The sequence below is a fragment of the Iodobacter arcticus genome, from assembly GCF_042664895.1.
GTDB classification, from domain to species: Bacteria; Pseudomonadota; Gammaproteobacteria; order Burkholderiales; family Chitinibacteraceae; genus Iodobacter; species Iodobacter arcticus.
The window spans coordinates 211,951-234,509 of the sequence record NZ_JBHTBQ010000035.1; the positions used below are offsets into that span (position 1 = coordinate 211,951).

Below are 22,559 nucleotides of genomic sequence, written 5' to 3' on the forward strand. Positions count from 1 at the left end.
CCCAGAGAACACGGAGTTTCACGGAGAAAACCAAGCCATTACATCAAAAAAAATCAGCTATTGTTCGAACCACTCTGTTTTTCATAAAAAACAGGGGTTCACAACACCCATTTGGGTTTTCTCCTTTCCCTCGTTTTTGCCTTTCTCCGTGTTCTCTGTGTCTACAGATTTAAGGTTTAGATTTAGCTTTATAGATTTGGCTTAAGATTTTAGGTTTTTAAGAGCTTGCCAGCCGTGTAAACTATCAACTATTCATTGAAACAAAAAGACAACGATTATGCTCGATATCAACTTACTCCGTACCGACTTGGAAAACGTGGCTGCACGCCTTGCTAGCCGCAAGTTTATTCTTGATGTAAGCGCGTTTTCTGCACTAGAAAACGAGCGTAAATCGCTGCAAACACGCACCCAAGACTTACAAGCCAAGCGCAATGCCAGCTCCAAGCTCATTGGCCAAGCTAAGGCGAAAGGTGAAGATGTATCGGTCATTATGTCCGATGTGGCCCATCTGGGTGACGAGCTCAAAGCCGCCGAAACCGCGCTGGCCGTGCTGCAAGAAAAAATCAACGATATGTTGCTCTCTATGCCTAATCTGCCGCACGAATCTGTGCCAGTTGGCAAAGACGAAACTGAAAACGAAGAAATCCTGCGTTGGGGCACGCCCCGCGTGTTCGATTTTGAAATCAAAGATCACGTTGATCTGGGCGGCCCGCTGGGCCTTGATTTTGAAACCGGCACTAAATTATCTGGTGCACGCTTTACTGCGCTGCGTGGCGGCATTGCCCGGATGCACCGCGCACTAGCACAATTTATGCTCAATACCCATACACTGGAGCATGGCTACGAAGAGGTTTACACGCCCTACTTGGTAAACGCCGCCAGCATGATGGGGACGGGGCAATTGCCTAAGTTTGAAGAAGATTTATTTAAAGTAAGCCGCCCAGATGCCGAGCCACTTTATCTGATCCCCACGGCTGAAGTCCCTGTCACCAATTTTGTCCGTGATAGCATCGTTAAGCTTGAAGACTTGCCGATGAAATTTACCGCACACACACCCTGCTTTCGCTCCGAAGCAGGCGCCTATGGCCGTGATGTGCGTGGCTTGATTCGCCAGCATCAATTTGAAAAAGTAGAGCTGGTGCAAATCGTTCATCCTGACGAATCGCTTAACACGCTAGAAACACTCACTGCTCATGCAGAAGCCATCTTGCAAAAACTAGAGCTACCTTACCGAAAGGTAAAGCTCTGTACCGGCGATATGGGCTTTGGCGCGCAAATGACTTACGACTTAGAAGTATGGCTGCCTGCGCAAAACACCTACCGTGAGATTTCCAGCTGCTCCAGCATGGGCGCCTTCCAAGCCCGCCGCATGCAAGCCCGCTTTAAGAATGAACAAGGCAAGAACGAACTTGTTCACACACTGAACGGCTCGGGCCTAGCCGTAGGCCGCACCTTGGTTGCCGTACTGGAAAACTACCAGAATGCAGACGGCAGCATCACGGTGCCTGCCGTATTGCGCCCTTATATGGGTGAGTTGGAATTGTTGAAGTAAAAATATTTAGCGCATTCAAAAGCCGCTACCTAAGGTAGCGGCTTTTTTATTGCACCAGCAATCAAAAACAAAAAATTACTTCAACCTTTCAAAAAAGCGCACATAAAGAATACCATTTGCTTTGAAATCGTAATTCATTCCATTAAGTACCAGCAGATGTCCGCAGCAAAACGGTTTATAAAATCGATCTGACAACTGATAAAAAATAGCCTCCCCGCCTTCAGATACACCCGATACAATGGCCCCATCAGCCATATCACACAGCGCCGCTGCCACGCCCTGCCCCTTTCTCATATAAACTACAGCACCACCTTACAATTTGGCTGAGCTATGCGCCCTGTTAGTGCCATCCGAGCTTCTTATGCTGCTGACAAAGCCGCCTTACACCAACGTTTTAACACCCCGAGTGAAGCCTTACCGATCTTGGGTGAGTTGGCACAGCTGACAGATCGTACTTTAAGCGAGCTGTGGGGCAGGCATCAGTTTATTGACGAGGTGCTGCTGGTGGCCGTTGGGGGCTATGGGCGGGGGGAGTTATTCCCTTATTCTGATGTGGATTTATTGATTTTATTGCCCGACCTGCCCTCGCCTGCGCTCTTAGAAAAGCTGGAAGTCTTTGTGGGCGAGCTGTGGGATATTGGTTTGGAAGTGGGGCATTCGGTGCGCACCACGGCCGACTGTATGCACGAGGCAGAGAAAGATATCACGGTGCAAACCGCTATTTTAGAAGCGCGGCTTTTGGTGGGGGACCCGGAGCGCTTTAAAGAATTTTATGACACGGTTCATCGCTATATCGATACCAAGGAATTCTTTGAAGCCAAATTATTAGAGCAACAAGCACGCTATGGCCGCTTTCAAAATGCCACCTATAATCTTGAACCTAATATCAAAGAAGCTCCGGGTGGCCTGCGCGATTTGCATTTAATAGGCTGGATTGCCGCCAGCCAGGGTTTAGGCCGCGATTGGCATGCTTTGGCACAGCTTAAAATGCTGACCGATGAAGAAATCATTAAATTAGAAAATGCCGAACGGGTATTGCGTGCCTATCGCATTCAATTGCACTGGCGGGCCAAGCGCCGTGAAGATCGTATTCTTTTTGATTATCAGCACACACTCGCCAGCGATTTTAAATTTGAAGACAGCGAGAAAGGTTCAATTCGCCTGAGAGCCAGTGAAGCCCTCATGGCCACCTATTACCGCTCTGCTCGTATTATTAGCCAACTCGCTCCTTTATTATTAGAAGCACTCAGGGCACGTATTTTTTCACAAATTGGGATTGAAATTTGCCCGATTAATGAATCATTTCAATTACGCGGCTCATCCTTAGAAATCACTGCACCTGATGTGTTTCAACGCCAGCCTTCGGCCATCTTAGAATTATTCTGGCAATTAGAGCGTTTAAGGGATGCCCGGGATATCAGCCCCGCCACGCTCAGGGCACTTTGGCATGCCCGATCCAGCATTAACGACGATTTCCGCAGTGATCCTATTAATCAACAATTTTTTATTGATATTTTCCGCGAGCCGCGCGGCCTCACCCGCGTATTGCGCCGCATGAATCAATACGGCGTATTAGGCCGTTTTATTCCGGAATTTGGGCAGATTGTGGGCCGTATGCAGCATGATTTATTTCATGTTTATACCGTGGATGAGCACACCCTGATGGTATTACGCAATGTGCGGCGCTTTGCCGTCAATGCCTTTACCCACGAATACCCAATGTGCTCACGCCTGCTGGCCGAATTCGATCGGCCCGAAGTTTTATATCTGGCCGCGCTATTTCACGATATTGGCAAGGGGCGTGGGGGCGATCATTCGGCGCTTGGTAAAGAAATCGCTGCCAGATGGTGCCAAAGCATGCCATTGCCTATTGAGGATGCCCTGCTGATTACCTGGCTGGTTGAGCATCATCTGACCATGTCGTCCGTGGCGCAAAAACAGGATGTGTACGACCCTGAAACAATTCAGGCCTTCGCCACTTGGGTAGGGGACCAGCGCAAACTCACCGCCATTTATCTACTGACCGTGGCCGATATTCGCGGCACCAGCCCCAAGGTATGGAATGCGTGGAAAGCCAAATTGCTTGAAGATTTGTTTAAAGCCACCCAGCGCCTGTTAAGCAATACCAATAGTGACCGCTCCTGGCTAGAGGAGCGGCAAGACGAAGCACTGCGACTGATCCGCTTACATGGCTTGCGCCAGGAAGCGCATGAAGAATTCTGGAAAGTGCTCGACACCGTGTATTTTTTGCGCCATGACGCCAAAGAAATTGCCTGGCACACCCGCATGTTATTTTCTCGTGTCAATACGCTTAAACCGATTGTGCGCGCACGGCTGTCAGAATCAGGCGAAGGCTTGCAAGTGATGGTGTATAGCGTGGATAAGAATGATTTATTCGCACAAATTTGCAGCTTCTTTGAGCGCTCTGGCTATACCATTTTTGATGCGCATATTCATACCACGCAAAATGGCTACGCCCTGGATAGTTTCTATGTGTATATCCCCGACAATCGGGTAGAGAATTATCGCGATTTAATTGCTTATATTGAGTTTGAGCTTAGCCAGCAATTAGAAAAAGGCCTGCCACTGGGCTCGGTACATAAAACACGAATCTCGCGCCAACTTAAACATTTCCCTATTCAGCCGCATGTGATGATCCGCCCGGATGAGCGCGGCAAATACCATGTTTTATCCATTGCGGCAGGCGACAGAACAGGGTTGTTATCAACAATTGCCCGTGTATTGGCAAATAACCGCATTGAAATTCAATCGGCAAAGATTATGACTTTAGGCGAGCGGGCAGAAGATAATTTCTTAATCAGCGGTAAATTACTCAAAGATCAACACGCCACAAGGGCTTTAGAAGCCGAGCTATTACAGGCGATTCATGCACATTAAGTTTTCTAATAAAAAGCAGCTGCTAAAGCCCTGCCCGCGAATTAGTACGGCGCATTATATTTTTGCAGCAGGGTTTCGCATTGCTTCTGGCCACGCATAAAATCAAATACACCCATCGCATCATACAAAGGTTTAAGCTCACCGGCGGATGTGCGGGCATGGTTTTTTTGCAAGCGGGAATGGACATCAAAAGCCAGTAAATCTGAGCCACACAGTAGCTGATGCAGCTCTTGTATATCTGCCAAAAACTGCGTGGTATCCAGCGCCGTTGCATTCATCTCTGCCGCCAGCGGCACTTGGGCTAATAATGGCCGCATGATACGGCTCGTGCTAATCACTGCATCGCTAAGCTGCTCGCTTATTTGGCTGTCCACCCCATATAAATCCACATTTTTCAGCATGTTTTCTGCATTTTTAGCCACGGCAGTCAGGTAGCTGGCTCCCACCGTTGCGGCCAATCCTTTTAAGGTATGCATAAGCCGGCCCGCATCGAGTACATTGCCCGCTTGCAATAGCACATCTAGCTGCTTGGGTATATCGCTGACTTCTACCAAAAAAGACTGCAAAACCCGCTCATATAAGTCCTTATTATTTCCCAAACGCTCAAGTGCTCCTGCTGTATCAAGCTCTTCTTTATCAGGTAGTGTTTCCGGGGAGAGCATTGCATTGGCAGCCTGGGCTTCTTCTGATGCAGGTTGGCGGCTGGCTAGCCTCACCTGGCTCTGCACAACATGGATAAGATGCACCAGATCAAAGGGCTTGCCGATATGATCATTCATGCCCGCTGCCAGGCATGCTTCCCGATCAGAATCCATCGCGTTTGCCGTCATCGCAATCACCGGCAAGGTACTCAAGCCTAATCCGTGGCGAATAATATGCGTGGCGGTATAGCCATCCATCACCGGCATCTGCACATCCATTAACACCGCGTCAAAGGGGCGCTGTGCTTTGGTGATGGCATCAATCGCTAATTGCCCATTTGCCGCCAGCTCAACCAAAGCGCCCTCTGCACTGAGTAATTCCTGTGCCACTTGCTGGTTCATTAAATTGTCTTCAACCACCAGCAAATGCAAACCCATCAAGCGACAAGGCTTCAGCCCCGCCGTTCTTGGCCTTGCACGCAAATTACTCAAGCCTGCTCTGGCATCGGCCACGGCATCAAATAGCATCGATGCCGTTACGGGCTTCACTAGAAAACAATTGACGGCGACTTGCTCTTCATTTGTTCTTTGGGAAAGGAGCTCCCGGCCATGTGTTGTCACCATCACAATAATGGGCGCATCTAATGCTGGCATTATATTTCGAATGCGTAAGCTGGTTTCCCAGCCATCAATATCTGGCATTTGCCAGTCAACAAAAATAGCCTGATAGCTCGCTTGTGCAGTACGAGCACGTGCTTCCACCATCGCCACCGCCTCTAGTCCACCTTTGGCCACATCGACTTGCCAGCCCCAGGAACGTGCCATATCCACCATAATATCGCGGGCAGTGGCGCTATCATCCACCACCAAAACCTTTAAATGAGCCAGTGATTCCCTCATATCAGAGCGATCTGCCTCGTTAGGCAGCTCATCTGCCACGGGCAGGTTCAAGGTAAAATGAAACATACTGCCTTGGCCAACCGCACTCTCGAGCATCAGTTGCCCGCCCATCATATCAACTAGGCGCTTACAAATAGATAAGCCCAGCCCCGTGCCTCCAAAGCGTCTTGTTGTAGACACTTCTGCCTGCGAAAACCCATCAAAAATATGCAGCTGGTTTTCCTGTGCAATACCAATACCGCTATCTCTCACCGAGATATACAAACGGGTATTCACACCCTCCCGTGCCAGCACCTTAAATTGAATGACGACCTCACCTTTATCCGTGAATTTAATCGCATTTCCTGCCAGATTAATCAGCACCTGCCTCAAACGTAATGCATCGCCAACTAGCCCCTTAGGCGTGGCCAGATCAATATCAAACAAAACCTCGAGTGGCTTTGTGCCCACATTCGCCGATAGAATCACCGACAGATCTCTTAACAACCTATCTAAGCGAAAAGGCTGTGGATCCAGCTCCATTTTACCGGCCTCCATTTTGGAGAAATCTAGAATATCGTTCAGCAAACCCAGTAGTGATTGTGCAGCACCCTCGGTTTTGCTGGTGTAATCCAATTGGCGAGGGCTAAGATCGGTATTTTGCAACAGCTTCAGCATGCCCAGAATGGCATTCATTGGCGTACGAATTTCATGACTCATATTGGCCAGAAACTGGCTTTTAGCCACGGTGGCGGCTTCTGCCGTAGCTTTGGCCGCCTGCAATGACAATTCATAATTTTTAATTTCAGTAATATCGGTACGTATTGCAATATATTGCCCAGGGATTCCATCTACGCCCAAAAGCGGCACGATAGTCGAATCCACCCAATAGTGCTGGCCATTTTTTCTGTGATTTTTGATTTCGCCATGCCACACCTTGCCGCTAGAAATAGTGGCCCAAAGCGCGGCAAAAAATTCAGCCGAATGAAACCCTGAATTGATAATCCGATGATTTTTACCCAGCAACTCTTCTCTTGAATAGCCGGTAATTTGACAGAATAAATTATTAGCATACAAAATAGTGCCGTTCAGATCAGTAATACTGACAATAGCATGCTGATCAAGGGCAAACTTCTGATTGCTCAACTCACTGTTTTGAGTAAACAAGCGGGCAGAAACCTGATTAAGCGCATTCCCCAGCGCTTGAATTTCCGTAGTCTCATTAGAAACATCCACTCTAGCGCCCAGCGAATGATCTAAATCAGTTGCAAATTGCGTTGCCCGCTGCAAAGCACTAATCGGTGGGCGTAACAATAATTTCAGCAAACCCAGCGTGGCCAATATCGCCAGTGCAATAATTAATAAAGCATGCATCCAAATGGTAATGGCCGCCTGGTTGACACGATCTAATTTGTAACTCAGCCGCACCCAGCCCACAACAGAGCCCGCAGTAATTGGCTGCCAAACCGACATGACTTCAGATTGATCGGCACCATTTGCCGCAGACTGAGCTTGCGGCTCTCGCTGAGAAAAAGGCTGAGCCTCCTGAGGGACAAGTAATTTCGTATGACTAAACCGAGGCACCGCGCGGCCTTTTTCATGCGCCACTTCACTGAGCAGCTTGCCTTGTGCATCGCTGATCTGAACCAGCAACACCGCCGGCATTGCCGCTGTTTGCATAGAGATTGCTTCTATACTGACCAAATCATCGACCAGTAAAAACTGAGCATTCACCGTCGCTAAGTTTTGCGCCAAAGCCGCCATATTGGTCATGATGGTGGCGCGTAACAGATCTGTTTGCTTTTTTGCGGTATATGCACCATAGGCCAATAAAGACACCACAAGGCATACCGAAGTTAACAACAAAATCTGGCTGGCCAAGCTGTGGGGAAAGGCTGCATATACTGCTTGCCACACTCTCGCCAAAGAAATAACGGGCTTAGGCGTGCTCATCTAGTTTTTCTCTGGCACATCATATTGTTGAAGTTTTAACGTTTCCAAAGGCAAATAATCTTTTTCATAAGCCGTCAGTACCGGGTCTGGAAAGCGGATATCTTTTAACAACGCGCGCCCTGCCACATCTTTTGCTAAAGCCAGAAACGCTTGGGATATCGCATCACGTACTTTTAAGGGCACACGCGGATGGGCCACAATAGGATGCGAGGCCACTTCGGGCGTTTTGTAAATGATGCGCAGTTGCTCGCGAACTTCGGGCGCCTCATCATTAAAAGCAGAAACCACACTCCCCCCTGCGGCGACATCATTACGAGCCAAATGCCTGAATACATTAGGATGTGTGCCTAAGTAGCGCGGCGTGAATTTAAGCCCCTGCTCCTCTATAAGCAAAGCGCGTAAATAAAGCGAAGCACCAAACGCATTGGGCGCAGAAAACGCAATCGTTTGGCCGTTTAAATCATAAACCGATTTAAATACGCTTTCCCGCCTGACCAATAACACCCCTACCAAAGGCTGACTGTCCCGCAGCAGCGGGATATAGCCTTGCGTTGATTTAGTCATCACCACCTGATAGGGATTCACATAGGCAAAGTCGGCAGTGCCTTTCATCAGCTCAGCTTCAAATTTAGGGAAAGAGGCCAGGAGCTTAAGCTCTAGCTCTATCCCTGTATCGCGTGAAATACGTCGCAGAACAGGCATCCACTCCTGATGCAATTGAGCAGGGCTAAACTGAGGAACCACCGAAATAGTGTACTTCACCGGCGAGCCCGCCCAGCTACTCGTTGTGAGCATCAGCGCAACACAAAACCTCCCCAGTCCCTTCAGCAAAAACGTATGCATTCCTCTTCCTAAAAGCAATACCGGCTAGCATCAGGATAGTGTGCAATTGATCGCATCGTCAGAAAGTGATCGATTATTTTCCGAAAAAAGGTGATCCACAGGCTCATTTTGAAAAAGAAAAACAAAGATTAGGCAAAACTCGCAAATGTATGCCAACGATGAAATATCAATACAAAAAAATAGGTTAAACAGAAAGGGAAATAAGTGCATAAAAGAAAATAGCTGAGTCGCGTAGACTCAAAAAACATGATACCGTTTTTTGCCACCGACTTTCCATTGAATATGACTCCACATACTCGCGATTTATATCTCTGCTTTGGGCTTGCGCTACTGGTCCACCTCAGTATTTTTATGTTTTATCCGGCAGCGCCCTCTTTAGCAGATAAGCCGCGGATGCAGGTTTTACTCCAAACAAAGGTGAGCACACACAAAATAATCACTTCGCCGGAACAAGCAGCAAGCCCTCAGACACCTGCCCGCGCGCCAAAAAACAATCGTCCAACAGCACAAGCCATCAGCCGCTCTTTGCCGCCAAGCGCCGCCCCCGAACCAATCATTGAGCAGCCCCCAATCAGCGATTTAGGCAATGCCATTGACAGTGTCATCGCCCCCAAGCTTGATCTTTCTATCAAGCCTGAAGAAAGCCGCGAAAAGCAAAAACCACCCGGCTTAAACCCGCAGCCTGAAGCTGTACGCTCTAAAATGGCAAAATCTTTAGATAGGGCCATCAAGCCCGATTGCAAAAATGCCTACTCAGCCATGGGACCGCTCGCTGCCGTGCCTTTACTTTATGATGCGCTCACAGATACGGGCTGCGCATGGTGATTTCCTTCAAGGAGGGGGAAAACAGCGGCTAAGGGCTAAAGCAGAGAAAGCCCTAGCCTATCAACTTAAGGAAAAACAATAAAAAACGTGTTTTTCGTAGGCGCAGCTTTAGCTGCAAAAGCGCTGTGCATCAAAATATTCGCGGCAATAGCCACTCCTACGGTACGCGCCTTTAAGTTAATCGAATTGGGATAAGTCGGCGGGGATGCTTTTGCGGGGCACTTACATTTGCTTAAATAAATGGGTAAAGCTACGGCTTACTTCCAGCTTTTCGCTTAAGCCATTCACCTTCACCAGTAAACGCCCGCGAATATCCTTCACCACGCCTTCAATCGCCTTGCTATTTACAAGCGTGGCACGGTGAATTTGCCAGAATAGATCTGGGTTTAATTCTTCTAATAAATCACGCACGGGTTTTCTGATTAAAGCTTCGTAATTTTTAGTTTGCACTCGCGTATATTTTTCATCCGATTGAAAAAACAAGACCTCTTCAACCGGAATTAAACGTAATTCCTGCCCCATCGACGCCTGTATCCATTGCAGGTATACCGGCTTATTGATAACCTGCTTAGCAATTTGGGCAATTAAAGCCTGCATATCATTAGGCGGGCTTGCTAAACGTTTTTTTAAACGCTCGACGGTTAAAGATAAGCGTTCAGGGTCAGCTGGTTTTAATACATAATCAATTGCGCCATGCTCAAAAGCTTCTACCGCATATTGATCATAAGCGGTTACAAAAACCACATGAGTAGATTGCGAAACGGCTTGTGCGGCTTCCAGTCCGGTAATACCGGGCATACGGATATCTAAAAATGCAAAATCAGGCTGATGCGCTAATGTCAGGTTAATCGCTTCTTCACCATTTTTAGCTTCGGCAATAATTTCCAATTCTGGCCATACTTGCGCCAAGCGCAGCTTTAATTGATCACGCATTAAACGTTCATCATCGGCAATCAGTGCAGTTGGCATTGCAAAACCTCAAATAATTATATCGTTATTTGTAAATAATTACGCCGCCAAAGTATAAGGCACTTCAATCGTAATGCACACCCCTGAGGGCTGATTCTCTGTAATTGAAAACAAGCTATTTCCTTTATAAAGCAAGGCCAACCGTTCACGAATATTTTGCAAGCCCAAGCCCGTGCCACTGCTTTTCGCCATTCCAAACCCTAAGCCATTATCAACCACACTAATTCGCAATTTCTGATGCGCAATTTCTGCATGCACGCTCAGGCTGCCACCTTCTGTTTTTGGCTCTAAGCCATGCTTAATTGCATTTTCAACGAGGGTTTGCAAAATCATCGGCGGAAAAGCGGCCGAGCGTAAGCCTTCGGGAATATGGATATTAAATTCTAAGCGCTCTTCCATACGCATTTTTAAGAGTTCTAAATACGCCGCCACCATATCGGCCTCACGGCCCAAATGATTGCTCGATGCATGGTCCCGTATCTGCGGTAACACTTGGCGCAAATACTGAATCAAGCTGCGCTGCATGGCGGATGCGCGCGGCGGATCGGTTTCAATTAAATACTCAACGGAAGCCAAGGTATTAAATAAGAAATGCGGCTCAATTTGCGCCTGCATCATTTGTATTTTGGCCTCGGCCACTTGCCTTAATAAGGCCTCTCTTTCGGATTCTTTTTGCGCTTCTCTAGCAAGGGCTTCGGCGCGTTTTTTTCCACCCATAAATACTTTAATACCCAGCAACATCATAACAAAAAGAAATACCCAATCATTCACAGAAATACTAGTCGACACCATGGTCTGGGGTGGTGTTTCTCTTTCAACGCTAGATAAATAATCGCTCACCGCATCAATCAATTCATCCTTATCACCTGGAGATAAAATACTATCCTGAATCACGCTTAAATTCGCGATTTTGTCGCGCAATTTTTTCTTAAAATTTTCTTTATCGTGGTTTTCTTTTTTAGCCTCTGCGAGTTCTTTTTCTGCATCCGCCTTTTCCTGCTCTGCTTGCCGCTGATCCGCATCTTTATCTACTGGCCTCTCCCACGCATTGGAAGACTGATCCAATGGTTTAGAGTCTATTTTCTTTTCCTCTTCCTGGCTTGGCTTGTGAATCACAACCGGCGGCGCAGGAGGGACTGGCGAAGCAACATGGTATTCTGCTTTTCTAAAACCATTAATCCCATCCTCGATCGCGCTACCCATGATCAATAATAAAATCATTAAGAAAACAAACTTACCCCAGCCCATCTGGATTACCCAAACAGCCAGCCGGTCAAATACTATTTTTGAAAATTCAAAAAGTTCATTAAGCTGTGCCTTGATTATTTCCAAATTTTTCTTATTCATGCCCAGCCCATGGCTTGAGTTGATATTGCTCAACCGTTGATTACACCCCATAAGGCATAAAAGGATTGATTTTTTTTGCCACAATCAACGATGGATAAGCGGCCTTAAAGAACAACATATTTTCTTGCTCTGCCGTTTGCGCCACACGCTCTGGCACACAATCTTTTTTGCCTATCACTTCAATTCTTGGCAATCTAATAATCTGTGTATCTGCAGCTACGATAGTTGATGCAGATTTAAGCAAATGAGTACGCTTAGCAACTACCTCTATTCTGGGCAATTTGATAATGGGGGTATTTTTATTGATTGCGGTGCCCGAAGCAACCATAACTAGCAAAGTTTTCAGCGGATGAGTCCGCTTAGCGACGACCTCTATTCTTGGTAATTTAATAATCTCTGGCGCTTTTTCAATCGGAGCTGCAAATACAGGAGCGGAGGCAATCAAGGCAATGGCGATTAATAAAGTTTTCATGACATTCTCTTGCAAAGTGGAAGTAATGCCACTTTAACCAAGCCATTTCTATTCTTAAACCGCCTTGCGATCAAATACAAAAAGGAAGGCTCAGACTGCAAAAAAACCATGCCAGAATGCGCAGCAAAGCCACCGAAAAATGCACCCACCCCACTCCTTAAGCTTTACTGCGCCTATTTAGCCTCGCTCACCGCAGAAGCACCTTCATGCTTTTTACGTGTTTTTTCAGCCGCCTGGTAAGCAATGTAATAGCGACTGACACTCGATACATAATCCACCATGCCTTTGCTTACCGACTTTAAAGCCACTTTTTCTACATTACCCAACCAGCGGTTGCGATCCAGCCCCTGTGCCGCAGCTTGGTTACGCAATTGCTGCACTCGGCCCTCGCCCGCGTTATAAGCAGCAATCATAAAATACAACTGATCCTCATCATTAATACTGGGGTTATTAAAAAAGTTGCGCAAATAACCCAGATAGCGAGCCGCCGCCGTCACATTGCCCTCTGCATCGTGCGGGTTTTTAACGCCCATATTCCGGGCGGTGTTTGGATTAATTTGCATCACGCCGGTTGGGCCATTTTTACGAACAACCGATTTTAAACCCGTTTCCTTTTGACCAATCGCAGCCAGCAGGAGCCAATCTAAATTATTAGCTGCGGCCACAATTTGAAAAACCGGTGCAAAAAAAGCCAGCTTATCTAAGGAGCTTAGTTTTTCTGCGCTTTGCACTTTGCCATCAGCCACTAAAAAGCGCCGTGTGGTGCTTACCGCCTTATCCAGCACGCCGGTTTTTTCTGCAAAACGATTCAACGTTGCTAATAAGCTGCTGTCTTCTTTACGTACGGCCCACGCGACAGAAACACGCTCATCGGCACAGCTGATTTTTTTTAATTTAGGCAGTGTTTTATCCCATAGGCCAAGCATCGCCTCACTCACCAAGGTGGTTTTATCTGCGCCTTTATTAATTTCTGCCAGCAGCATTTCGCTACTTACGCCCGGCGCAGCGTGCTCCACTTCAAATTCAAACAGCCCTGCTTTGCGCCTGGCATCATTAAAATCACCCAATAAGCGCTGGGCATAACTGCTGGCAGGAATACTTAACAGGTGTTTTTCTTCTTTATCTGCCCCTGCCACCGTACACCAGCGATCTTGCAAATAGGGAGTGGAGAAGGCTACAAGCTGCTTTGCGCCTTCAGTCACCGGCATCAGACCAGCGGCGATATCACCGCGACCCGATCTTAAGCCGGGAATTAACTCACCCGCATCCACGGGAATAAATTGCAGACGTAGCGGAGGCACGCCCTTGCCCCGGCCTTGATTTAAGAATTTTTCAAACTCGGTGAGCATGCTGTATTCCACACCGTACTGACGACCATTTTTAATAAAAAAGGTCGAAGGCCCCAACGCCACAAGCACCCGCAGCCGCTCTGGCGGAGAATTCGCATCAAAATCTGCATCTGCCGCAGCCAGTTGGGAAGGCTTTGACAAAGTTGGATGCGTGCTTTTTACACTGGCTACAGGCTTTGCCCAAAGCGGGCCCATCAGAAACAAACAGAGCATCAAGAATCGTATCATTCGCGGTTTCCGAGTTTGCTGTGTATCACGTGCGATAAGCGTTTGTTTTATGATCGTGCTTATCCGTTTTTTACTACGAATCAGAGCATGATGCGATCAATATGGATGGCGATATCAAGAAATAACAAGGCAGAACCGGTGCAAAACAAACGCCAGCAGCGGCTCATTCTAATGATAGAAAGCAATAGTTCCAACACTGCAGGTATCGGCTAAAGCCGTCAGGCCGTATAATCGCCACTAAGATTTTTCCTGGCAATATCATCACGCGCCGCCTGCCTGGCCGCAATAGGCAGAAACAGACACGCTAGATATGCCCTGTATATTAAACACTCAATAACAAGCAAAACCCCTGCTTCAAGGTATCAAATGCCCATTTTAATTGTAGAAAACGCTCATCTCGCCTACGGCCATGTCCCGCTCTTAGATGGAGCCAGCTTTATTCTTGAGCCAGGCGAGCGCGTTGGTCTGATCGGTCGCAATGGTGCGGGCAAGTCTTCCATGCTCAAAACGATCGCAGGCGTCACCAAGCTGGACGATGGCGTAATTCGCCTCGAAACCGGCGCAAAAATGGCTTTTGTTTCGCAAGAGCCGGTATTTGATATGGAGCACACCGTTTACGAGGCGGTGGCTGAAGGCTTGGGCGGCGTACGTCAAGTACTGATTGATTACCACGCAGCGCTACTCACACTCGATGACAGCGAAGAAAGCCTGACGCGCCTGATGGATCTGCAGCACGAGCTGGAATCCCAGGACGGCTGGCGACTCGATTCGCTGATTGCTTCGATTATGTCGCACCTTGATTTACCGGCTGAAACAAAAATCGGCGCTTTGTCCGGCGGCTGGAAAAAACGCGTGGCACTGGCGCGTGCGCTGGTTTCCGAGCCTCAGCTCTTGCTGCTTGATGAGCCAACCAACCACCTAGATGTCAGCGCCATTGAATGGCTGGAAGAGCTGCTTAAAAACTTTGCAGGCAGCGTGTTGTTTATTACCCACGACAGGCGCTTCCTGGACAATATCTCCACCCGCATTATTGAGCTAGATCGCGGCACGCTGACTAGCTTCCCCGGCAATTTCAAAGCCTATGAAGCCAAAAAACAAGAATTAATCGAGCAAGAAGAATTCACCAATAAAAAATTCGACAAAGCATTAGCTCAAGAGGAAGTGTGGATTCGCCAAGGGATTAAGGCCCGCCGCACCCGTAATGAAGGCCGTGTTCGCCGCCTAGAAGCCTTGCGCATCGAACGCAGCCAACGCCGTGAACGCGTGGGCAATGTCAGCTTTAATGTGGATGCAGGCGATAAATCCGGCAAGCTGGTCGCTGAGCTAGAAAACGTCACCAAGGGCTATAACGGCCGCACGTTAGTTGGCAACTACAGCACTCGCCTGATTCGTGGCGATCGTATTGGTCTGGTTGGCCCGAACGGCGCAGGCAAAACCACCTTATTAAAAATGATTCTGGGTGAATTACAACCTGATAGCGGTGAGGTGAAGTTAGGCACCAATCTGCAAGTTGCTTACTTTGATCAATTCCGTGAGCAACTTGACGAAAACGCAACTGTCATCGATACCATCAGTCAGGGTAATGACTTTATCGAGATTGGCAATCAGCGTAAGCACGTAATCAGCTATCTTGAAGAATTCCTTTTTGCCCCAGCCCGCGCCCGCAGCCCGGTGAGCTCTTTATCCGGCGGCGAGCGCAACCGTTTGCTACTGGCACGTCTGTTTACCCGCCCTGCCAATGTGCTGGTATTGGATGAGCCGACCAACGATCTGGACATTGACACCTTAGAGCTACTCGAAGAATTACTGTCTAGCTATTCTGGCACAGTGTTCTTAGTGAGCCATGATCGTGCCTTCCTCGACAATGTAGTGACTCAGGTGATTGCATTTGAAGGCGATGGTGTCCTAATTGAAAACGCCGGTGGTTACGCAGACTGGATGGAAGCCAAAGCACGGATGGCCAGCAGCGCCCCCGCTGCACCGGCAGCTGCGCCCAAAGCCAACGTCTCAGCACCAGCCAAACAGGCTGAACCTGCTAAGACCAAGAAAAAGCTCTCTTTTAATGACGCTCGCCTTTTAGAGCAATTACCTTTACAAATCAGTGCGCTTGAAGCAGAAAAAACCGATATCGAGCAACAATTACTCGATGCCAGCATCTACCGTAACGGGCCAAAGCTCGCAAGGGAAATGCAGCTACGGATTGAAGAAATTGACACACTTGTACTAGAAAAGCTAAGCCGTTGGGAAGAACTGGACGCTAAGTCTTAAGACTGCGTCCTTTTTAAGCGCAGATTGCAAACACACTGAATGCTTTGCAATCTGCGCCCAGCCTGATTACCACTGATGACCACTGATTACGACGCCACACTCCTAAGCTATGAACCGGTTTTTTACCCGATCACTGCGCCCTACGGGCTCGGCCTCTTCTCTCAAGCTGCTGCGTGGCGGCCTGATTCTGCTGTATGCCATCTTAGCAATCGTCACTGCCCTGGCCCTGATCCTCATGTCGGTTTACGACTACCAGGCCACCATCAAAGAAGCAGAACGCAGTAGCCTATCCTTAGCCCGCTCTCTTGATGAGCACGCCGCACGCACTTTTGTGTCTGTTGAGCAATCCATGCAAAACATCGTGGAAAACCTCAATCAATTTGGGGGTGTTGACCAAGCAAATGAGTTACAAACCCACCAGGTTTTACAAGATAAAGTAAAGCTGGCGCCGCAAGTGCGCGGCATCATTACCATCGATAGCAAGGGACTCATCCAGAGCCACGGCCTGGAGTACCCAACCCGCCGCGTTAATTTAGCGGATCGCAGTTATTTTCAGTATCACCGTCAATTTCAGGATTCCCGCCCGCTGATCGGCAACCCCCTGCTTAGCCGCACTGATGGCAAATGGCTTATCCCCGTTACCCAGCGCATCAAAAAAAACAAGGATGAGTTTGGCGGCGTCATTTTGGCCGGTGTAGAGCCACAATACTTTCTACAGTTTTATCGCTCGCTTAAATTAGCGGCAGGCAGCCATGTGCACTTACTACGCAGCGATGGGGTGATTTTGCTCAGCTACCCTTTTGACGAAAAGCAAATCGGCCGTAATTTACGCGATATTGATCCGCTCTTATTTGAGCAGCGCCGTCTGCAAGGCTCCAGCGTTTATCCAAGCACCGATAAAGACACCCAGCGGCTCACGGCATTTCACACCAGCCAAAGCGCACTACCGCTGATTATTCTGATTTCAACCGATCGTAATACCCTGTTGCACCGCTTTACCAATGACCTTATCACGCGAGCTATTGCGGGCTTAAGCTTTGTACTGATTATTTCTTGCCTACTTTATTTACTGCTAAAACAAATACGGCGGGTCGAAGAGATTGAAGAGCGCCTGCATTTAACCCAATTTACGGTGGATGAAGCCCCCGACATTATTCTGTGGGCCAATATCTATGGCCAGATTTGCTATGCCAACCGCGCCACCTCAATCAGCACCGGCTATAGCCCGGATGAGCTACTTAAATTGCGTTTTTTTGATATTTTCCCGCAAATTGATCAGGCCCAATGGCAAGGCTTCTGGGACACGCTTTCGGTAGAAAAACGGCTGCTCTTCACCACCCATCAAATTAATTTCCAACATGCGCAGCTGCCCGTTGAAATCACCTTCAGCCATATCACTTTTGCCGATGCGGCCTATCTTTGTGCCACCGTGCGTGATATTTCAGAGCAGCAAAACAGCGAACGGGAGCTGCGCCGCCACCGTGATCATCTGCAAGATTTAGTCTTAGAGCGCACAGCTGAAATTCGCTCAGTGCTCGACGCCAGCCCGCTTGCCATTATGCTCTCAGTAAAAGGCACCATCCGCTTAGTCAACCCTGCTTTTGAAACACTATTTGGCTATAGCACCGCCGAAATCACCGATATGCCAACCGATGTACTGCATGCTTCTGCACAGCACTTTACGGCTTATAACAAGCCCATTCGTGAAGCAATCAAAAACAAGGGTATCTTCCGCGGCGAAATGGAACTCTACCGCCGTGATACATCCAGCTTCTGGGCCATGGTTTATGCCAAAGAAATGGTGACGGGGGACCTGAGCAAGGGCTTAATTTGCGTGATTGAAGACGTCAGCGCAGCCAGAATCGCCGCGCAAGCACTCAGGCAATCGGAGCGGCTAAAACGCACCATTATTGAAGGTACCGCAGACGGATTTATCCTGATTGATAGTAAAAGCCGCATTGTTGATATCAACCAGGCCTTCTGCCACCATCTGGGCCTCAGCCGTGAAACGCTGATCGGCCAGCAAACCGACCAGCTTTGGCCAGATCATGCCTATGCGATTTTTCCAGATAATCTATCCAACCAGCAAGTGCGCTCGAACCATGTAGGCGAGGTAACGCTAAGCTCTGCGGATGGCAAAACACGGCCCTTTTTAGTCAACTCTGCCTGTATTTACGACGAGCATCAGCATTTAGAATACGCTTTTGCTTTTCTGACCAATATTTCCAAGCTAAAAGAAGTTGAACATCACTTACTGGAAGCCAAAGAAGCGGCGGAAGCCGCCAATATGGCCAAATCAATCTTTCTAGCCAATATGTCGCATGAATTACGCACCCCCATGCACGCCATCTTGTCTTTTTCTGAAATTGGCCAATCAAAAGTCGGCAGCACCGACAACAGCAATTTAATTCGCTATTTTGAACGGATTCATTCCAGTGGCAATCGCCTGCTTATCTTGCTCAATGATCTTTTAGATATGTCACGCCTTGAAGCCAATAAAATGCGCTACACCAAAATGATTTACGACCTAAGGCACATTGCCAAGCATGCCTCAAACGAGCTGGGTACACTACTTACCAGCAAAAACATTCACTTTAGCCTAGATACTAAAACGCCCGCCCTGCTGCTCTACTTTGATAAAGCCCGAATTACCCAAGTGATTATTAATTTGCTCTCTAATGCCATTAAATTTAGCCCTGAAGGCAAAGAAATTAGTATTCACTTTATCAAAGAAGCTCAATTAAGCGATGGCCGCGCCGCTATGGGATTAAGCGTCAGTGATCAAGGCCCCGGCATTCCGGAAGCCGAGCTTGATTTAATCTTCGATAAGTTTATTCAAAGCAGCCGCCTGCACGGCCATGCAAGCGGCACGGGCCTGGGACTAGCCATTAGCCGCCAGATTATGACCGATCATGCGGGTGAGATTTACGCCCGCAACGCCGAAGGCGGCGGCGCCGTCATCAGCATTCTGCTGCCTATTGAGCCGCCGGAAAGAGCGTAGCAGCCCATAACAGGCCTCACTCAATTATTCCATCAACTTATAAAATCTGCGCCATAGCGGCATAATAAAAAAACAGACACCTTTAATCTTGTAAAAGTTAAAAGACGCTCATGGCACTCGTACCACCCCGCCTCTTTTTTAACTTGTTCAACACCAAAGCCGCAGCCAGTAAAGCCGTGAGCCAAACTCCCCCCTACGACAGCTGATGCTTAATATCATGGCATCCGTAAGCAATACAAGTTCAACCTGCCTCACTTATACGACATCTGGATATTTTCTCCATGCCTTACTATTTGGTCGGGTGATTCTATCTATATTCCCACACACTCGGCACCAAGTACCACAAACAACCTTACTTGCAACGGCCTTCCATATATGACCCCGTTTACATTGCCAAAGCATAGGAGCGTACGTTGTATATTGATCAGATAAACAAAGCCCACCCCTTAGTTTTGCAATGGCTTGTATTTTTTCCAGCGTATACCAGCGGCGATTTTTATGGCACTGCATGCAGCCCATACCCTTTTTAATTGATTCCAATGTTGCCTTAACTTCATGCCCCTGATCGCAGCGCCATGCAACGGGAGTCTTGCAGTCTTTATATTCAGTCGCCAGACTTTGCCAGCCACGGGCAGCAGCTACATCCTGTAGTTTTTTTAACCCTTCTGGCTTGGCTCTATAACAAACGGTACAGAAATTGCCATATAACAAACGCCGCGCATTGCTCTCAAAAGCATGCCCTTTTCCACAGCGAAAGGACATGTACGCAACTTTATTTTTGTATTCTCTAGACAAGCATTCTCCATCCCAAGCCTTGGCAAGGTCATGAATAATTTGCAGGCGTGATTCAATCAGTTGTGCGCTTGGTGCTTTACTGGTTTGCAAGTTTTTCCAGCTTTGTACCCCCTCTTGCACTGCTTGGGGGGTAGCAGAGAAGTAGGGGCTGCAGGGCTGCAGTAAAGGCTTTAATTTTTTCTTTTTTATTTCTGCTGGCACGGCTACAACCGATTGCTTGGCTTGCCTTATCTTATTAGCAATATTTTCAAGAATTAACCTCTTTCTTTCCACCATCATGGCAAGGTCCATACCTTTATATTTAACCCGCCATTTACTTATGACACTATTGTTTATGCCATACTCACGACTTAGCTCTGAGCTTGTAGCGCCTGCTTCGGCTTGCTTAATAATTTCCAGTATTAATTCATAAGGGTGATGTTTTGCCATATTCTCGCAACTATAAAGTTAGTTTTTTTCTTGTAGCCAACGAAGTACGGGGCAGGTTTTAAATCATTTTCAAGACATAAGACCTGGCTCCCCCACTTCCCTAGCAAATAAAAAGTATAGATTCAACATTCTCAAGTGCCCATGCAGGCAAATCACTATTAAATCCTATTATACTTAATGCTCTTAGAGCTAAAGAAAGCTAATTTAATTTAATTTAGCTCTGACCCCAGTTATTTGATCACGCCATTCTTCAGCAACAAGCAAAGTTTGTTGCTTTCCTCCTAAAAGATGCTCGTAAAATGTCTTTTGAAATATCTTTCCATTACGCATAAAAGAGACGCGCAAGTAAGGTTTTCCATTGATAAAGAGGCGCCCTATATTGGGCGAGCCAACATTTGTAGTTCTAGGGGACTTTTTTTTCTTGGAAGTGCGATCTTTTAGCGATTTAGTCATATTGCAGCTGCGCCCATTCCAGCCACGGCAAAAAAAATAGCACTTATTCCAGCAGCCTCTTTCATATGAGGGCTGTAAAGTATGTTTTGCTGAGTACGCATAAGTTGTAGGTTTTCAATAATTCCACGGTCTTTTTTTAAGTTCATTTCTTCATCATGAAAACTAGTAATTTAAATAGTATTCAATACCATAACTCCAATCCACTTCCTTCGTTCCAAGGAACATTGTTTTTCTTTCGAAAAGCCTTGCTAGTCTTGTGGAGGTCAACCCATTTTGGATTTTCAAATCCAAAGGCAGTAAATACTTTATTTGCTGCAATAGAAAAACGATAAAGGCGGGGGAGCATCCAGCTAACGCCAATGGCAGTAAGCGCAAATCCCATTGCTGTGATATCAACCACAACATGAATAGGGAGGCCACCCTCCCATGCGATAGCTGCAAGTAATAAAATACCAACAATAACGGACGAGCTAAATACTAGCCAAAGCTTAATGCCACTAATAATGCCACTAATAATGCCAGCAATACTGCCACGGCTCATATAGGGATATAACCAAATCGATCGAGTGGAAGATCTACGTAGCCCTAGCACTTCTGCTCCTTGCTCCCGATCTTCATAGACTAATTCAATTTCATCGCCGTTTTTAAATCCTGCTACTCGTGTACAACCTGCATATTGCGCACCATTTATATCAAATGAATACATATCCACTTCATCTGCTCCACCTTCTGAATTGGCTGACGTCTGCACTGCCGCCGCGCCCATTCCGGCTACAGCAAAAATGACTGCACTTGCCCCCGCGGCTTCTTTTATATGAGGGCTGTAGAGTATGTTTTGTTGGGTACGAACAATTTGTAGATTTTCAATAATTCCATGGTCTGTTTTTAGTTTCATTCTTAAATCCAAACAGTAGCTAATCGAAATATAAATTCAATACCATAAATCTAATGAATTTTTCCCAGACCAAGCTATTTTGTTTTTTTTACGGAACTCTTTACTAGATTTATGCAGGTCAACCCATTTAGGATTTTCAAATCCAAATGCGGAAAATACTTCATTTGCACCTATAGAAAAACGATAAATACGGGGAAGCATCCAACTAATTCCAACGGCAGTAGCAAGAAAAGGAAGTGATGAAAGTGCCACTAAATCATGAACGTGTATGGTGTCTAATGCTACGCAAGCAATTAATAATAGTGCAAACCCTCCAAGCAGAGAACATATCACCCAAAGCTTTAATCCACTAATAACTCCAGCAATACTACCACGGCTCATATAGGGATATAACCAAATCGATTGGGTAGAGCTTCTACGCACCCCTAGCTCTTCTGCTCCTTGCTCTCTATTTTCGTAAACCAAGTCAATTTCGTCACCATTTTTAAAGCCAACTACTCGCGTACAACCTGCATAAGAGATACCCTTTATATTAAATGAATACATATCTACTTCATCTACACCTCCTTTAGAATTAGCAGACGTCTGCACTGCAGCTGCGCCCATTCCGGCCACGGCAAAAACAATAGCACTTACTCCAGCGGCTTCTTTCATATGCGGGCTATAAAGTATGTTTTGTTGGGTACGCACAACTTGTAAATTACTAATCGTCCCAGTATCAGTTTTTAACTTCAATTCAAAACCACCAAAGCAATGTCTAGG

Annotated in this window: 17 protein-coding genes; 5 read left to right on the forward strand and 12 right to left on the reverse strand. The window is 47.1% G+C overall.

All coding sequences use genetic code 11. From position 1 onward, the window contains the following. Positions 1–277 precede the first annotated feature (277 nt). The gene (gene serS, locus ACFQNF_RS17070; RefSeq protein WP_380189117.1) at positions 278–1,552 is read left to right on the forward strand and encodes a serine--tRNA ligase; all 1,275 of its coding nucleotides are present in this window, start codon (positions 278–280) and stop codon (positions 1,550–1,552) included. A gap of 75 nt (positions 1,553–1,627) precedes the next feature. Here serS and ACFQNF_RS17075 read toward each other — a convergent pair whose 3' ends face one another. Continuing rightward, a complete protein-coding gene (locus ACFQNF_RS17075; RefSeq protein ID WP_380189118.1) occupies positions 1,628–1,828 on the reverse strand; it encodes a hypothetical protein in 201 nt (66 codons plus the stop codon). Positions 1,829–1,882: 54 nt separating this feature from the next. Between ACFQNF_RS17075 and ACFQNF_RS17080 the strand changes: the two genes are divergently transcribed. Then, positions 1,883–4,450 (forward strand): [protein-PII] uridylyltransferase, encoded by a 2,568-nt coding sequence (locus ACFQNF_RS17080; protein WP_380189119.1) that lies wholly within the window; start codon positions 1,883–1,885, stop codon positions 4,448–4,450. A 41-nt stretch (positions 4,451–4,491) separates the two neighbouring features. On the opposite strand, the gene ACFQNF_RS17085 is transcribed toward ACFQNF_RS17080, so the two are convergent. Together ACFQNF_RS17085 and ACFQNF_RS17090 are read right to left on the reverse strand one after the other, a co-directional pair. Beyond that, positions 4,492–7,923: a hybrid sensor histidine kinase/response regulator gene (locus ACFQNF_RS17085; RefSeq protein WP_380189120.1), complete on the reverse strand. Its 3,432-nt coding sequence runs from the start codon at positions 7,921–7,923 to the stop codon at positions 4,492–4,494. Then, complete coding sequence (locus ACFQNF_RS17090; RefSeq protein WP_380189121.1) at positions 7,924–8,766, reverse strand: phosphate/phosphite/phosphonate ABC transporter substrate-binding protein; 843 nt, start codon at positions 8,764–8,766, stop codon at positions 7,924–7,926. A gap of 282 nt (positions 8,767–9,048) precedes the next feature. Between ACFQNF_RS17090 and ACFQNF_RS17095 the strand changes: the two genes are divergently transcribed. Then, complete coding sequence (locus ACFQNF_RS17095) at positions 9,049–9,591, forward strand: hypothetical protein (protein WP_380189122.1); 543 nt, start codon at positions 9,049–9,051, stop codon at positions 9,589–9,591. 222 nt (positions 9,592–9,813) lie between these two features. Here the strand turns inward: ACFQNF_RS17095 and ACFQNF_RS17100 are convergent, their stop codons facing one another. The 4 genes from ACFQNF_RS17100 to ACFQNF_RS17115 all read right to left on the reverse strand — a co-directional run bounded on the left by ACFQNF_RS17100 (position 9,814) and on the right by ACFQNF_RS17115 (position 13,956). Then, the gene (locus ACFQNF_RS17100) at positions 9,814–10,560 is read right to left on the reverse strand and encodes a LytR/AlgR family response regulator transcription factor (protein ID WP_046349820.1); all 747 of its coding nucleotides are present in this window, start codon (positions 10,558–10,560) and stop codon (positions 9,814–9,816) included. A 39-nt stretch (positions 10,561–10,599) separates the two neighbouring features. Next, on the reverse strand, positions 10,600–11,907 hold the full coding sequence (locus ACFQNF_RS17105) for a sensor histidine kinase (protein ID WP_380189123.1): 1,308 nt from the start codon (positions 11,905–11,907) through the stop codon (positions 10,600–10,602). Positions 11,908–11,947: 40 nt separating this feature from the next. Next, positions 11,948–12,379, reverse strand: coding sequence for a hypothetical protein (locus ACFQNF_RS17110; RefSeq protein WP_380189124.1), 432 nt, complete (start codon positions 12,377–12,379; stop codon positions 11,948–11,950). Positions 12,380–12,552: 173 nt separating this feature from the next. Then, positions 12,553–13,956 carry an MltF family protein gene (locus ACFQNF_RS17115; RefSeq protein WP_380189125.1) on the reverse strand — a complete coding sequence of 468 codons (1,404 nt, stop codon included), beginning with the start codon at positions 13,954–13,956 and terminating at the stop codon, positions 12,553–12,555. A 366-nt stretch (positions 13,957–14,322) separates the two neighbouring features. On the opposite strand from ACFQNF_RS17115, the gene ACFQNF_RS17120 reads away from it, so the two are divergent. Next, positions 14,323–16,224 carry an ATP-binding cassette domain-containing protein gene (locus tag ACFQNF_RS17120; RefSeq protein ID WP_380189126.1) on the forward strand — a complete coding sequence of 634 codons (1,902 nt, stop codon included), beginning with the start codon at positions 14,323–14,325 and terminating at the stop codon, positions 16,222–16,224. 109 nt (positions 16,225–16,333) lie between these two features. Continuing rightward, the gene (locus tag ACFQNF_RS17125; protein ID WP_380189127.1) at positions 16,334–19,225 is read left to right on the forward strand and encodes a PAS domain S-box protein; all 2,892 of its coding nucleotides are present in this window, start codon (positions 16,334–16,336) and stop codon (positions 19,223–19,225) included. A 255-nt stretch (positions 19,226–19,480) separates the two neighbouring features. Here ACFQNF_RS17125 and ACFQNF_RS17130 read toward each other — a convergent pair whose 3' ends face one another. From ACFQNF_RS17130 to ACFQNF_RS17150, 5 genes are all read right to left on the reverse strand, one after another. After that, positions 19,481–20,449: a transposase gene (locus tag ACFQNF_RS17130; protein ID WP_380189128.1), complete on the reverse strand. Its 969-nt coding sequence runs from the start codon at positions 20,447–20,449 to the stop codon at positions 19,481–19,483. A 204-nt stretch (positions 20,450–20,653) separates the two neighbouring features. Further along, positions 20,654–20,902, reverse strand: a complete 249-nt coding sequence (locus ACFQNF_RS17135; protein ID WP_380189129.1) for a hypothetical protein — start codon at positions 20,900–20,902, stop codon at positions 20,654–20,656. Further along, the gene (locus ACFQNF_RS17140) at positions 20,899–21,048 is read right to left on the reverse strand and encodes a hypothetical protein (RefSeq protein WP_380189130.1); all 150 of its coding nucleotides are present in this window, start codon (positions 21,046–21,048) and stop codon (positions 20,899–20,901) included. The genes ACFQNF_RS17135 and ACFQNF_RS17140 overlap by 4 nt, the downstream gene beginning before the upstream one ends. A gap of 35 nt (positions 21,049–21,083) precedes the next feature. Continuing rightward, complete coding sequence (locus ACFQNF_RS17145) at positions 21,084–21,797, reverse strand: putative type VI secretion system effector (protein WP_380189131.1); 714 nt, start codon at positions 21,795–21,797, stop codon at positions 21,084–21,086. A 36-nt stretch (positions 21,798–21,833) separates the two neighbouring features. Beyond that, positions 21,834–22,532, reverse strand: a complete 699-nt coding sequence (locus ACFQNF_RS17150) for a putative type VI secretion system effector (protein ID WP_380189132.1) — start codon at positions 22,530–22,532, stop codon at positions 21,834–21,836. Between the last annotated feature and the right edge of the window lie 27 nt (positions 22,533–22,559).